Consider the following 15517-nt stretch of genomic DNA (forward strand, 5'->3'; position numbering starts at 1 on the left):
CCGTGTCGGAACTTGCGAGCCGCTTCGGTAGCACGTTGGGTAGCACTCCACCCTGATGTGCCCCCGCTAAATTCCCTCGATTTGGGTTAGAGTTTTCCGCGACGATTTTCCTGGCTGAGGAAGGAGCGGAATTGATGAAGGCATCGAAGTTTTCTGATGCGCAGAAGGCGTTCATCGTCAAGCGTGGGGAAGAAGGTGTTCCGGTTGCGGAGATCTGCCGTGAAGCTGGCATCAGCCAGGCGACCTATTTCAACTGGCGGAAGAAATACGCGGGTTTGATGCCGTCGGAGATGAAGCGTCTTCGGGAGCTTGAGCAGGAGAATGCCCGGCTGAAGAAGATCGTCGCGGACCTGTCGCTCGACAAGGAGATGCTTCAGGACATTGTCAAACGAAAGCTCTGAGGCCTGCCCGGAAGAGAACGCTGGTCGACGAGATGCGGTCGGACTGGTCGGTGTCCATTCGCCGTGCGTGCGCGGTGATCCGGCTTGACCCGACGACCTACCGTTACAGATCCCGTCGGCCCGGCCAGGCCGCTTTGGAACAGCGTATCAGGGAGATTTGCCAGACGCGCGTCCGGTTCGGTTACCGGCGGGTGCATGTATTGCTGCTTCGGGAAGGCTGGGTGATCAACATGAAGAAAACACGGCGGATCTACAACGAGTTGGGCCTGCAACTGAGGAACAAGCATCCCAAGCGCCGAGTGAAGGCGAAGCTTCGGGAAGATCGCCAGGAAGCCGTGGGTCCGAATGATGTCTGGGCCATGGATTTCGTGCATGATCAGCTCGCAACCGGTCGGAAGATCCGCGTTCTGACGGTGATCGACACGTTCTCCCGCTATGTGCCGGCGCTTGATCCGCGCTTCAGTTACCGTGGCGAGGATGTGGTGAGAACGCTGGAAACTGTCTGCACCCGGATTGGCTATCCGAAGACGATCCGGGTCGATCAGGGCTCCGAGTTCATCTCTCGGGATCTCGATCTGTGGGCCTATAGAAGGGGCGTCACGCTTGACTTCTCCAGGCCTGGGAAACCGACGGACAACGCCTTCATTGAGGCCTTCAACGGCCGTTTCAGGGCGGAGTGCCTGAATGCACACTGGTTCCTGAGCCTTGCGGATGCGACCGAAAAGTTGGAGGATTGGCGCAAGGACTACAATGAACACAGACCTCACGGTGCCATCGGCAACAAAGTGCCGGTGGATCTCATGAAATCAGAACACGCAGCCAGCCCGTGTTCCTGATTTGGTCCGGAAAACTCTAGCCCTTCCTGGGGGCACGTTGGGTAGCACTCCAACCCGTGACCAGAGCCGACTTGTGATTGCGGACATTCGGGGGAGCAGGTCAGCAGCTGTTTTCTGAAATCCGGGGTTTTCCGGAACTGAAGTTACGATAACTGGGAATTATGAACACATCTCGCCACCTGTTTTTCCTGATGAACCACATTTTCTATGGGTTCGGGGTAAGTGTGCTTTTTGGATGCACTACCGCCTTGATATTGTGGCCGATCGTTGGAGCTACTTCTGCCAATGCTTATGCCAACGCTTTCTTCAGCTCTTTTAATTTTGCTATTTCAGGTGGCTTAGTGTTTAGTGCGGCTATTCTCATCTATAATAGTCAAAATTGGATTCCGAACCTCATAGACAACACGTTTAGCGAAAAACTACTTTTGGAGACCGAATATGGCGAATACAAAAGACGGTTTTTGTCCGCCAGTAGATCGGCCTCGTTTGCAACCATTTTCATTGCAATAGGATTCTTTATATTTAAGTTTGCAAAATTTCCTTTTGATGGCTTACCTGAAGCCTTTCTTATTGCGTTTTGTTGTCTTGAATATGGCTTGGGCGTCTATGTGGGTCGAAAGCTCTTTTATATTGCACAGATGTTACATGCGATTGAGAAAATACCAGTCGAAGAGGACATCTTTAAAGAAGATAAACTCGGGATAATAGCTACTTACGTGAACTCGATCTCAACAATAACTGCCATTTTCGTCTTTGCTGTCGTGATGAGCCAATATTACGGTCCGTTCAAATATGACTCTCCATTAGGAGAAAACATTCGGTTAGCGCTATTACTTCCAGCGATTATAGCAATTCCCGTTGTTGCATTATTCAATTTTTACCCTCGAACGGTACTGAAGACCCTATATGCAAGATCGATAGATCGGCAGGTTGATCGAATTAAAGAACAGTTAAGAGATGAAAAGCTGTCAGATTACGAGCGCCTTAGTTATATTATTGAATATGACAAGACATCAAAAGATGAATTGAGATATAGACTAAAAGCAAGCCTTAGCGATCTCCCAATAGCGATCACTATAGTTCTGATGATTGTAGGCGTCCTACTGAAGTAAGAATGCCAATCCAGCAATTGCTTGGGCTTTCATCGCATGGATGATTACTGGACGGAATTTTAACCGATGCCATAGAAATATATGTAAAATATAGCTCGCAAATAAAAATGCAATAACCGCCCAATGAATTGCCCCCTCTGCGATAGCAGCAAGTAGCAATATGGCAATAAACTGAGAACCAAAACCAATGCTGGCGGATGACTTTTCTCCCAAACTCCGAACAAATGTTTGCCCGTCACCCAACAAGTCCTGAAGATCCATGAGAAGCTCGCGCCCAAAGATGAAGAACATCATCGCTAAGGCTACGTTGTCAATAATTGTGAAGCTAAATTCAGAGGGCCGGAGAATAAGTATTGGTAGAACGCTTGCTGTAGCTACATAGAAGTTCTTTAAATATGGAAAATCACTCACAACGTGATCATAATTTGTGAAAATAATCAGGCATAGCAAATATATGTAATATTTATCTTGTTCAACAAAAGATAGAATTGATGACAGAGTGAGAGCGAGAAGTAGAAAATAAATGCCCATTGCACTGCGCTCAGATATCGAACCTGTAGGCAGCGGCCGAGTTGGGTGGTTTATTCGATCCTTCTCTAGATCGTGGATATCATTTAGAACAAAGCAGCACATGCTCGTTAGTAAAATCGGCAAAGCTTTTTGTGCTGCATGGAGAACGGTCAAACCTTTGTAGAGGTAAGGAACAAATATGATGCAAGCCGTCAGCAGGCTCGTATCGAACCGGACAAGTTTTAAAAAATTGATGACGTCCCAGGGCTGCATAATTCCCAGTTATCGTAACTCTGGCATCGCCAGTAAATTGCAATTCTAAAACGGATACAATCAAACAAGTATAACGTGGCTTTGCGGGCTACAACTAAAAAGTTTATTCGATTGTTTTTAAAGCAGTTTTTTACTCCTTCGCGCGCACTTCATGCTGCTGGCGCGACGAGTTCGTTCCGCGATCGGAGCATGTTCGCGCCCTGGAGGCATCTGAGGGGAAACATGATCCGCATCCTATATGACGAATTCGAGACCTACTGCCGGGAGCAACTGGGTCTGAGCCAGCACTCGCTTCGCGCCTATCGCCAGGACCTGAAGGCATTTCAGAAGTTCGCCAGTTCATTGAGCCTGGGTGCCTGGCCATCACATGAACAAATCATCTGCTATCAAAAGCATTTGCGGGAAAATGAAGACGCCAGCCCATCGACGATCCGCAGGCGTATGGTAACGCTCCGTTCGTATTTCAGGTGGTTGTGCGAGCGAGAAAACGTTTCAGCGTCACCGTTTGATGGTCTCAGATTGGATCTCAAGATACCGCGGCGCCTCCCTCGGCCGGTCGACCGTCAGACATTAAACTCGGTCTTCAAGTCATCGAAACACCTGGCCGAAACCAACGTCGACCATAGCCTGGCCTCCTCCACACAAAAGAGTTCCGAACAGGTAACCGGCCTTGTCGCGCGGTTGCTCCTGGTGACCGGTATGCGGGTAGGGGAGGTTACTAACCTGCTGGCTCGGGATGTAAATGGTGCGGGGTCCCGGATCCGGGTCAGGGGCAAGGGCAACAGGGAGCGCACGGTGTATGTGACCAACCACCGACTGCTTCGCGATTTCCGGGTCCATTGGGATGGGAGAATTCGAACGGACGGTGCCAACGCCCCGTTGTTCTTGAACTCCAGAGGCAAGCCTCTGACTGCGCCGGCATTCAGGAAACGTTTGCGGACCATCTCGAAAACGCTCCTCATCGAACCGCATTTAACGCCGCATCAATTCCGGCACTCCGCGGCGACGCTGCTTATCGAAGAAGGAGTGGATATCAGGATTGTTCAGCGTCTCTTGGGGCATGCAAGCATCGCCACTACCGAGATCTACACGAAGGTATCGGATAATTCGCTGATTTCTGCGATTGAACGGGCCGATACGCTTGCCCAGGTGGATCAGTAGGTCCGTCAACTCAGAATTATCGCAATTCCCGAATGGGCACCAAAGGTGCGTGAATGTCCGGGAGCCACGCCATCAAGCCTGTTTTCCCGGATCCTGCGCTTGAACGGCCCGGAGCAAGGAGCTCGGTCAGGAGGCCAAATGAGCTTGCGGGTTTTGTGTAACGCGCAAGAACACTTGGCACATATGGCATTTCCGGGATTACGCGGGATCGAACGGTTTTTGGCGGTTTTCTGCTGTATTTGAAAGGTCCATGTGAAAGCCGGTGCGCAACCTCACTTGGCGAAAAATACTGCAATTAGCGGGATGGCGATTTGTGCTATTTGAAAAAGCGCAATGAAAACAAACACCGTGCAAGTTCAAGGTAGCAACTGAAACGTAAAATTCGTAACGAGCTGGCACCTTCAAGGAAACGGCAGTATTCCGCCATTTTAGGCAAGTTTGCGCTCATCGATGAGTTGCTCAAGGTGGCAACTGCTTCTTACTGCATGGGAGTCACAGGGCATATTCAAGGTGGGAACCAAAATGCGTTATCTGGAAGGTGTTCCCACCTTGGCAAGAAGAGCTGAAATTTGCCGTGCCTTGGAACTCGGAGCTGGATGACCCCCCTCCCCAGGTGGGAACCCTGATCTGCAAACCTCCAAGGCAGGCAGTCGGCGCTCAAGGCACGTCACGTTGTGGCTGTCTTATGAAAGTGAACCACGCCCCGGACCTGCTTTGGACCGAGGCATGCAGTTCCATGACCAGATCCTGAACGCCTGAGCATCGCGCGGTCAGGTGAACAGGAAGTCGCTCTGGTCGAGGTCGGACACGAGAACACTTTCCAGGGTGATCACACTCGACCCGAAATGCACCAGCGCATCGTCTCCGGAAGTCTCCAGAACAAGATCCGCGAAGCTGAACGCACCGCCGTCGATCTGGATCAGGTCATCGCCATCCGAGAAGTCGGTGATGGTATCGTTGCCGTGACCGTCAGAAAAGACGAAGGTGTCGGATCCGGCGCCACCGGTGAGGTGGTCCACGGTCGTCGTTCCGGAAATACGATCATTCGCCGATGTGCCAAAGAGTTCGATCGACCCATCTGTCTGAATGTTGATCGCGCTCAGGCCGGTCCCATCGGCGAACTTGTATTGCTCGATCTCGTCCCCACCATTGGCCACATATAATTGACCCTTAGGGCGTGCGCCTTCAGCCTCCCATCCCAGAACCAGCGATTCCCCGTTGGCGTTGCCATGGTCGTAGGTGGAAACGGTCAGATCCGAGAGGTTCAGATCCTTGAAGCGGATTGTGTCCGTGCCGCCTCCGGAAACTTCCGATCTGTAATCGATGATGACAGAGCCAGCGTCTGATCCGATCAGATAGGTATCGTCGCCTGCTTGTCCGCCCAGCACTTGATAGTCCGCCCAGTCGCTTGAACCGGTCTCAAGCACATCGTTACCAGCGCCGGCCCATACGACATTGTCATCCGCATAACGTCCATTCTCGCCCCCCGTGCTCAGCGCACTGGCGCGAATGTAATCGGCCTCGTCTGTTCCATGGAGAACCGCACGTCCCAACCCATCAATCTCGATCTTGCTAAGGTTGGTCCCGTCGGCAAACTCGAACCGTTCGATCTCGTCCCCGCCATTGGCAATATCAAACCGGCCCGAAGGCCGGTTCTCTGACGCTTGCCATTCAAATTTCAGCGCATCGCCATTGTCGTTCAGATGCGTGTGGTACGAGATCGTCAGGTCCGACAGCGTCAGGTCCTTGAACCGTACCGTGTCCATGCCGCCATCGGCCTTTTCACCCGTATGATCGATGATCATCGAGCCGCCGTCGGACCCGATCACATAGGTGTCGTCACCGGCCTGACCGTAAAGATGCTGCCAGTCCGCATTATCGCTGGTGCTCGTCTCGAGTGTGTCGTTGCCTGCACCTGCATAAACTCGATTATCATCTGTAAACCGGCCGGTCCCATCACCAGGGCTAAGTGCTCCGACCCGAATGTAGTCGTCGCCGGACGTACCGTTCACAAGCACACGGCCTGAACTGTCCAGCCTGATCTCGTCAACAACAGTTCCATCCGCAAACTCGAACCGCTCGATCTGGTCGCCGCCATTGGCAATTTGAAGTTGACCCGCGGGGCGACTTCCTTCGTCCTGCCACTCAAATCTCAAGGCGACGCCGTTGGCGTTGTAATAAGTGCGATAGGAAATCGTCAGGTCCGACAGCGTCAGGTCCTTGAACCGGACCGTGTCCATGCCGCCATCGACCAGTTCGCTCGTATGATCGATAATCATCGAGCCGCCGTCCGACCCAATCACATAGGTGTCGTCACCGGCCTGACCGTAAAGATGCTGCCAGTCCGCATAATCGCTGGTGCTCGTCTCGAGTGTGTCGTTGCCTGCACCTGCATAAACTCGGTTATCATCCGTAAACCGGCCGGTCCCATCACCAGGGCTAAGTGCTCCGACCCGAATGTAGTCGTCGCCGGACGTACCGTTCACAAGCACACGGCCTGAACTGTCCAGCCTGATCTCGTCAACAACTGTCCCGTCGGCGAATTCGAACCGCTCGAACTGATCGCCGCCATTGGCTATGTGCAACCGGCCCGCCGCCCGGTCGCCTTCCGCGTCCCAACTCAGGACGAGACTGACACCATTGTTGTTGCTTGCGCCGTAATCGTGGGTCGATACGGTCAGATCCGACAGGCTCAGGTCCTTGAAACGGATCGTGTCCGTTCCCCCTCCCGCAACCTCGGCATCGTGATACAGGAACACAGAGCCCGCGTCAGACCCGATCACATAAGTGTCGTCGCCGGCTTGACCATATAGATTTTGCCAATCTGCATAGTCACTGGCGCCCGTCTCAATCGTATCATCACCAGCGCCAGCGCGAACCACTCGGTCGTCAGTAAAACGGCCTGCACCGTCGCCGAGGCTGAAGGCATCGGCCATAATGTAATCAGCGTCTACCGTGCCACTCAGCACAACACGGTTGTAGCTGTCCAGATGGATCTTGCCCAGCGTCGTCCCGTCGGCAAACTCGAACCGCTCGATGTGCTGCCCCATATCGGCAACCCGGAATTCCCCACTGTTTACGCCGTCGTTCCAAAGGAACCGGAGGGCTATCTTGTCCAAACTGGAAGGGTTGTTGATGGTGTAATCCGTCGTCGAGAAAGTGATGTCGGAAAGCGACAGATCAGAAAAGCTCACCACATCCGTGCCGTCGTTTTCACCCTCCCGGTAGTTTATGAACAGCCGGCCGGTTGCCTTGCTGTAGACGTAGGTATCGTTGCCTGCGTCGCCGTAAGCATACTGCCAACCACCCGCTGTCCCACCTGCATCCAGCACGTCATCGCCTGAACCGCCGTAAACAAAGTCATCCTTTTCGCTCCCAACGACATAACGGGTACCATCCGCATTGGCTGCACCGTAGAGCTGAACCCGCCCGTCTTCACGAAGGATAACTTTGCTGAGCGCACTGCCATCGGCAAACTCGAACCGCTCAATGTGCTGCCCCATGTCGGCAACCCGGAATTCCCCACTGTTTACGCCGTCGTTCCAAAGGAACCGGAGGGCTATCTTGTCCAAACTGGAAGGGTTGTTGATGGTGTAATCCGTCGTCGAGAAAGTGATGTCGGAAAGCGACAGATCAGAAAAGCTCACCACATCCGTGCCGTCGTTTTCACCCTCCCGGTAGTTTATGAACAGCCGGCCGGTTGCCTTGCTGTAGACGTAGGTATCGTTGCCTGCGTCGCCGTAAGCATACTGCCAACCACCCGCTGTCCCACCTGCATCCAGCACGTCATCGCCTGAACCGCCGTAAACAAAGTCATCCTTTTCGCTCCCAACGACATAACGGGTACCATCCGCATTGGCTGCACCGTAGAGCTGAACCCGCCCGTCTTCACGAAGGATAACTTTACTGAGCGCACTGCCGTCAGCAAACTCGAACCGCTCAATGTGCTGCCCCATGTCGGCAACACGGAATTCCCCACTGTTTACGCCGTCGTTCCAAAGGAATCGGAGGGCAATCTTGTCCAAGCTGGTTGGATTGTTGACCGTGTAGTCGGTCGTCGAGAAAGTGATGTCTGAAAGCGTCAGATCGGTAAAGCGCACCACATCCGTGCCGTCGTTTTCACCCTCGTGGTAATTCACGAACAGTCGGCCGGTTGCCTTGCTGTAAATGTAGGTGTCGTTACCTGCGTCGCCGCGGGCGTACTGCCAGCCACCAGCTGTCCCCCCAGCATCCAGCACGTCATCGCCTGAACCGCCGAAGACATAGTCGTCCATTTCGGTTCCAACGACATAACGGGTACCATCCGCATTGGCTGCACCGTACAGCTGGTATCGCCCGTCTTCACGAAGGATAACCTTGCTGAGCGCACTGCCATCGGCAAACTCGAACCGTTCGATGTGCTGCCCCATGTCGGCAACACGTAATTCTCCTGCCTCAGAGCCGTCACTCCACCGGAACCTCAACGCAAGACCATTGCTCGTGGTATATTGGTATGTGTCGAAAGTGACATCAGCCAGTGTCAAATCTTCAAAGACAACCGTGTCATCGCCCCGTGACGCGTTTTCCTCAATGCTGATGAAGACCTTGCCGTTTTCCTTTTTGTAGATGTACGTGTCGTCCCCCTCGAAGCCGTACAGATACTGCCAGCTGCCGTCGGTTGCGCCGGCGTCGAGGATGTCGTTGCCTTCGCCGCCATAGAGCCAATCATCACCGGCGCCGCCGAGAAGAAGATCGTTGCCAGACTGACCATAGAGCTTGTCACGACCTTCTCCTCCCAAGAGCATGTCGTGTCCGTCGCCGCCGCGTATGGTGTCGTCGCCGTCCCGGGCTAAGGAAATCTCATTGTCACTGTCAAAGCCTGTTTTGTCATCGACAGCGTTGCTAAATGGACGCGCCCGATTGAGATGCCCGATCCAGTAGCTGTCGCCATCGTCGAATGCCAGGCGTTCGATGCGCATGCTTGAATCGGAGAACCAGTATCTCAGCGTCAGGGAGCCAGTAAGCGCTCCCAGCCCCTTGGCTGCGGCGTCAGCAGCATCCGCCGCGCTCTCAGCATAGAATTCGATCTTGAGATGATCTCCCGTGCGGCTGAATTTCAGGTCGTCCAGCTCGATGCCTTCACCGAAGCGCAGGGTATCGATCTCGTAGGAGCGGTAGCCGTCATAGCCGTAATAGTAGCCGCCCTCGACGCCCGTTGTTGCGCTGTCGGTTCGCCACGGCGACCAGGAGCCATAATTGTCGTCAACCGTGCCGGTGGTGCCGGAATCGCCGCCATCAGGGGAGCCGGTGCTTCCGCCGGACGTGGTGCCGGATGTTGCCGGATCGTTGGCGCCCGTCGAGATATCGCTGCCTTCGTCGATGATGACATCATCGCCATCGCCGCGGTTGAAGACATAGGTGTCGCCGCCATGCCCCCCTCTCAGGCCGTCGTTGCCCAGTCCACCTACAAGCAAATCACTGCCTGATGATCCATAAAGCGAATCATTGCCGCCTTCGCCGAAGAGCGCGTCATCGCCCGAGCTGGTGAGCGTGTCGGCGCCATCACCGCCGATCTCCACCTTGGCTTCGTCGCTGGCGACATCGACGCCGTCGATGCCATAGGAGGCGCGGTGGTCGTCTTCCTCGACCACGTCGATCAGGAACACGTCGTAATTCTTGGTCTCGCCATGGCCGTTGCCGACCACGATATGTTCGGTGTTTTCGGAAAGCTCGGCCACGATCGCGGCCTTGCTGGTGCCGGCGTCAAGCTCGGCCAGGTGCTGGCCGAGTTCCTTGATCGTCGGTTCGCGGCCGAACGTGTTCTGGTAGGCCCGGGAGACGAAGCCCGCATCCGACAGCGTGCCGTAGCGGGTGGCATATTCGTCCGTCGTCAGCAGCGCGTCGGCCAGGTTTGCAAGGTTCAGCCGGCCATGCTCGGCATGCTGCACCAGCACCTCGATCTCCGAGGCGTCCATGTCGCGGTCGAGCACGGCGTCATAGAGCCGGGCCGCCTCGACCAGAAGCTGTGCCTTGGCCGCGGCATCGAAGCGCTGGCTCACCGTCGTCAGGGTGCCGTTTTCGCCGGAGGTCATCTCCCAGGTCTCGATGCCGGCGGCATCGACCTTGTGGGCGACGGTGACATGGTCCGCGCCGGACTTGCCGTTGTCCCAGTCGTAGCTGCCATTGCCGAGCTCGGACCGGGTGATGGTCTGGGTGACGCCGTCACGCTGAACCGTGGTGGTGAGACCGTCGGAGGAGGTTGTCGTCACGGCGCTTCTCTGGGCGCCGTTCTCGCCATAACCGGTCTCGACCATCAGTGTTGACCCGTCGGCGGCGGTCGTTGTCACGCGGGACTTGTCGGTGACGCTGTCACCGTCAAAGTCGAAGGTTTCAGTGACCGTGCGCCCGTCGGCGCTGACGGTTTCGCTGTAGCTGGAGCGCAGGTCGCCGCCGTCCTCGTGCCAGTCGCGGCTGGTGGTCGTGGAGGAGCCGTCCGCGTTGAAGACCGTCTCGGTCTCCGCGCGCGTATCGATCTCGCCATCGCCGTCGCTGTCGGTCTCCGTCGTCGAGCGCAAGCCGTTGGCCGAGGTCACCGTGGTGGACTTGAAGCCGAGCACGCCGGCAGGGCCTTCCTTTTCCTCAAAGACGCGGATCTCGTTGCCGGCATTGTCATATGAGATCGTGGTCTCGCGGCTGATGTCGGTGCTGCCGTCGCCATCGGTGTCCAGGCGGTAGATGTCGCTGGTGCCGTTGGCATTGGCCTGGCGCGTGATGATCGCCTCGGTGGTGGTGCCGTTTTCGGCAAATTCCGTCCAGGTGGTGGTCTCGTTGCCGCTGAGGTCGATGTCTGTCTGAACCTTCAGGTCGGTGTTGCCGTTGCCGTCCTGGTCCAGGGTCGTGGTGCGCTGGCGTCCGTCCGCGCTGGTGACGGTGGTCTCGGAGCGCTGCAGGTCGGTGCCGTCACCGTAGAAAAGGCTGGTTTCGGTGCTGCCGCCGGTGGCGCCGGTCTCCAGCGTGGTGTCCCGGTCGATGTCGCCGTCACCGTCCAGGTCGCTGCTGACGCTCACCTCCAGTCCATCTGCGCTGGTAACGCGTTCCGCGCTGCCTTTCTCTCCGCCCGGGCCGAAGGTCACCCAGCTCTCGCTGGTCGAGCCGTCTGGACCGAAGCTGGTGGTCCGGGTGGTGACAAAGTCATTGCCGCCTTGCCCGTCAAGATCGAGCGCGGTTGTCACGCTGAGGCCGTCATCCGAGCTGGTCACCTCTTCGCGGGCCAGCAGCCGGCCGGAACCGGTCTCATGGGTCACCGTCCGGGTGGTGGTGCCGTCGGCCGCGATCTCGGTAACCTCGCTCAGGCTGCGCTCGGCGGTGCCGTTGCCGTCGAGGTCGAAGGCCACCGTGCGTTCCAGCCCGTTGCCGCTGTCCGTTGCGACGGTCTGGGAGATCAGGTCACCGGTCTTCGAATAGGCCGACGCCGTGGTCGTGGTGGCGCCGTCATCGCCGAGTGTTGTGCTTGTCACGGTGTCGTTGAAGCCATTGCCGTCGGCATCGACGGCGAGCGAGGAAGAGCGGCCGTCACCGCTGACAGTTTCAACGGAGCTCATCAGCGTGTCGCCGTTGCGGGCGGTCACCGTCTCTGTGGTGGTGATGGTGCCGTCATCGGCAATCGCCGCCTCGCGGACGGAGGTTTCGTCCGTGTTGCCGTCACCGTCGAAATCCTGGACGCGCGTGGTTTTCAGCCCGTCATCGGTAACGGTTTCGACCGTCTCGCTCTGCAACGCACCGTTCTCGGCCTTGAGGCTCGCCGTGGTGGTCACCGAGCCGTCCGGGTTCAGAACCCGGACGGATTCCGAGCGGGTCTCGTAAGCGCCGTTCCCGTCCGTGTCCCGATAGGTGGTGGATGTCAGGCCGTCGGCGCTGGTGACCGTGCGGATCTGGTTCTGAACGCTGCCATCGGCGGCCTTGTGCTGAACATGGTCCGTCGCAACGCCGCTGTCGGCCACCGACTGCGTGATCCGGGTGTCAGTCTTGCCGTCGCCATTGACGTCGCTTTCGGTGACGCGGGCGCGGCCATTGTCGGAGATTGTCTCGGTGGTGCTGGCGCGCAGAACCCCGCCCTCACGGGTCTCGGTCGTCGTCACCGTGCCGCCATCGGCCTGCAGCACGGTCGTCGAGGTCTCGACGAGGTCAAAGGTGCCGTCGCCGTCCCGGTCGATCCTCTGGACCGTCACCAGACTGTCGTCGCTCACCTCGGTCTGGCTGCGGCCCAGAAGCTGGCCGGATTGCGAGCGGGTCTCGATGGTGCGGGTGGTGCCGCCATCGGCGTCAAGAACGGTTTTGTCGGTGACGACGCGCTCATGGGTGCCGTTGCCGTCCGCATCGGTCTTGCTCACCGTTGTGAGGCCGTCGTCGCTGACGGTTGACACCGAAGATCTCTTGAGCGACCCGTCCGCGTTTTCCGCGCTCTGCACGGTCGTGCGGCTGCCATCCGCGTTCAGGGTGGTTTCGGAGTAGGTGACCCCGTCGGCGGCCTGGTCGCCATCGAGATCCGTCGCTGTCGAGGTCTTCAGGCCATTGGCGCTGACGGTGCTGACCGTTTCCCCCAGAACCGTGCCGTCCGCCGCCGTCTGGGTCACCGTCTGGGTCACCGCGCCATCCGTGCCCTTGACGCGCACCGACGTGCTGTCGATCGCGCCGTCGCCGTCCCGGTCGATGGTCACGGTGGTGGTGCGCCGGTCGGCGCTTTGGGTGGTGACGGTCTCGGACAGCAGCGTCGTCTCATCACCGGCAAAGGCCGAGGCGGTGTGGGTGGTGCCGCCATCGGCTTCCAGCACCAGAGAATTGACGGTTTTCTTGTCAAAGGCACCGTCGCCGTTAACATCCTCGCGTACGGTCCGGGTCAAGCCGTCGGCGCTGGTTGTCGTCTCCAGGATGCCGCGCAGGGAAGTGTCCCCGTTCGCCGTCGTCACCGTGCGGGTGGACGAGCCGTCACCGTTCTGCACCGTGACGTCGCTGACCAGAAGATCCTTGTCGCCATCGCCGTCGAGATCGCTCTCGCTGGCCGTGGTCAGGCCGTCCGCCGAGGTCACGCTCGTTGTTTTTGCCAGGACCGACCCATCCGCGGAACGTGTCCACTGGGTGGCGGTTCGCTCCTGGGTGGCAGCATCGACCACGACGGAAGACACTTTCTCGTCGGCCTCGAAACTCCCGTTCTGATCGAGATCGACAAAAACCTCCTGGCCGACCTTGTCCGCGTCGAGGCTTTCCTTGCGCATGGCGCGGATCGAGCCGTCGCCGTTAGTCTCCGTCACGATCCGCTCGCGGCTGCCATCGGCGTTGATCGTGGTGGCATCCACCGTTTTGAGGTCGATGTCGCCATCGCCGTCCCGGTCAAGCTCCGTGGTCCTGGTGAGCGCGTCGTCGGAGGTGACGGTCGTGGACGCCGATTTCAGCGAGCCGTCGCCGTTGCGGATTTCCAGCCGCGACGTGCTGCCGCCCGCCGGCGTCACGGTGATGTCCAGGATCTCGCGCTGGTCGATCTGGCCGTCGCCGTTGAGATCCCTTGTGATCACCTTGGAGCGGTTGTCGGCCTCGACCTCTTCGATCGTTTTGGAGCGCAGCGAGCCGTCCTGGTTGCTCACCGTCACGGTTTCCGTGCGGCTGTCATCGGCGTGTTTGTCGACCTGGTGGGTCTCGATGGTGTCGGCGGCACCGTCGCCATCGGCGTCCAGGCCGTCAATGCGGGTCGAGCCATCGGCAGAGACCGTCTCGCTGCGGCTGGTAATGACCGAGCCGTCCTGGGCCAGGTTTTCGACCAGAACCGTCAGGCTGCCGTTCGAGAAGGAGCGGGTTTCGCGCTGGTCGAACCAGTTGCCGCCCGTTGAATCCCGGGAGATGATTTCGGTCGATTCCGCATCGATCTCGCCGCTCGCCGTGTTCACCAGCTTTTGGGTCTGCGTGCGCGAGGTCAGAACGGCCGAGGCGTCGTCCGCGCCGGAAAAATTCTGTTCCATTTCCGTGCGGCTGCCATCGGCCTCGATCACCGTGTCGATGGTCTGGATCCGGTCGACCACCCCGTCGCCATCATCGTCATAGCGGTTGGTGATGGAAAGCCCGTCGGCGCTGACTTCGGAGACGATCTCATAAGCCTTGCTGCCGTCCGTGGCATAGGCGGTGGTGGTCAGGCTGCGGGTGCCGGACCCATCTACAGTTTCCACCTGTTCCACCCGGTGGCCCTGGGCTTCAGAGGCCAGCAGCACATCGCCGACCGTGCCGGTCGTGCCGTCGGCGCGGGTGAAGGTGGTCTTGCCGGTGATGACCGAACCGTCGGAAAGCTCGATATTGGTCGCATCCGCCGTCAGGTCGATCGCGGTGATGCCGAGCTCGGCAAGCGTCTTGGACACGGTCGAGCCGTCCGCCAGGGTGACCATCACCTTGAATTTTGCAAAATCCGTGTCGGACGCGTTCAGGACGCCGTCGCCGTTTGAATCAAACACCGAGGCCAGCGCTTCCAGGTCGCTGGTCGCCGTCGGGTCCCACTCGGTGAAGACGAACTGGCGCTTTTCGGTGATCTCATCGCGCCCGTCCGGGTCGAAATACAAAACCCCGTCGCCTTCGCCGGCCCAGGCCGTGCGATGCAGAAACCCGTCGCCGCCGGTGTCGAGGAACACGGTCGAGCGGTCCAGCGCGGTGACCTCAAGGCCGTCGCCGTCGAGGTCGAGAATGATTGGAGGAACACCGGTTCCAGCGTCTATGTCGCCATAGGAGCTGCCGCCATCTCCACGGTCTTTGTAACTGTCACCGTGCGAGCGCTCCCAGTTGCCGTAGTCACGGTCATTGTTGGCTGACACAGATAGGCCACCATTGTTTCGCTCATACCCGGGGTTGGTATCGCCTCGGTCGCCGCCGCCATTTTCCCGTGAAGCGCGAGGTTCGGGGGGGGAATAATATTCGGTAGCGCCACCAGTTCCCAATGCTATGGAACCGTCGCCGGGTCCATTACTGCCAAACCAGCCATATCCTTTGTTTGATTGAGATTGTGCTGCTGGAGTTACCCTATCTGAAGCCGCCCTTGCGGTAGAGTGGTCATCTGCGCCCAATCTGACACCGTTGACGATCTGGTCGCTGGAGTAGTCATTTTTCAGGGCGCCTTCAATCCAGCGCTGTGACACGTGCCGACCGACCAGTCCGGCGATTGCGGCGCCTTCCTCTGTAACATCAACGTAATTTGCGGTGCCCCGCATTTGCT

Annotated in this window: 5 protein-coding genes; 3 read left to right on the top strand and 2 right to left on the bottom strand. The window is 57.7% G+C overall.

Annotated features, from left to right (window positions below):
• Nucleotides 1-134 precede the first annotated feature (134 nt).
• Nucleotides 135-1237, top strand: a protein-coding gene (locus O6760_RS15010; RefSeq protein WP_269581172.1) for an IS3 family transposase whose coding sequence is annotated in 2 segments (ribosomal slippage) — nucleotides 135-396 and nucleotides 396-1237 — 1104 coding nt in all. Because the reading frame shifts where the segments join, the coding sequence is not laid out codon by codon here.
• 191 nt (nucleotides 1238-1428) lie between these two features.
• Nucleotides 1429-2349 (top strand): hypothetical protein, encoded by a 921-nt coding sequence (locus O6760_RS15015; protein ID WP_269586168.1) that lies wholly within the window; start codon nucleotides 1429-1431, stop codon nucleotides 2347-2349.
• On the opposite strand, the gene O6760_RS15020 is transcribed toward O6760_RS15015, so the two are convergent.
• Entirely contained in the window at nucleotides 2338-3132 is a 795-nt protein-coding gene (locus O6760_RS15020) for a UbiA family prenyltransferase (protein WP_269586169.1), read from the bottom strand. The two genes, O6760_RS15015 and O6760_RS15020, sit on opposite strands and share 12 nt — an antisense overlap.
• Before the next feature lie 222 nt (nucleotides 3133-3354).
• On the opposite strand from O6760_RS15020, the gene O6760_RS15025 reads away from it, so the two are divergent.
• Entirely contained in the window at nucleotides 3355-4293 is a 939-nt protein-coding gene (locus tag O6760_RS15025) for a tyrosine-type recombinase/integrase (RefSeq protein ID WP_269586170.1), read from the top strand.
• Nucleotides 4294-5063: 770 nt separating this feature from the next.
• Here O6760_RS15025 and O6760_RS15030 read toward each other — a convergent pair.
• Nucleotides 5064-15119 carry a DUF4214 domain-containing protein gene (locus O6760_RS15030; RefSeq protein ID WP_269586171.1) on the bottom strand — a complete coding sequence of 3352 codons (10056 nt, stop codon included), beginning with the start codon at nucleotides 15117-15119 and terminating at the stop codon, nucleotides 5064-5066.
• Between the last annotated feature and the right edge of the window lie 398 nt (nucleotides 15120-15517).

The sequence above is a fragment of the Roseibium sp. Sym1 genome, from assembly GCF_027359675.1.
In the GTDB taxonomy this organism is placed as follows: Bacteria; Pseudomonadota; Alphaproteobacteria; order Rhizobiales; family Stappiaceae; genus Roseibium.

Excerpts from the sequence above, each read along its gene's own strand:
- O6760_RS15020 (WP_269586169.1), bottom strand. The coding sequence starts at position 3,132 with ATGCAGCCCTGGGACGTCATCAATTTTTTAAAACTTGTCCGGTTCGAT.
- O6760_RS15025 (WP_269586170.1), top strand. The coding sequence starts at position 3,355 with ATGATCCGCATCCTATATGACGAATTCGAGACCTACTGCCGGGAGCAA.
- O6760_RS15015 (WP_269586168.1), top strand. The coding sequence starts at position 1,429 with ATGAACCACATTTTCTATGGGTTCGGGGTAAGTGTGCTTTTTGGATGC.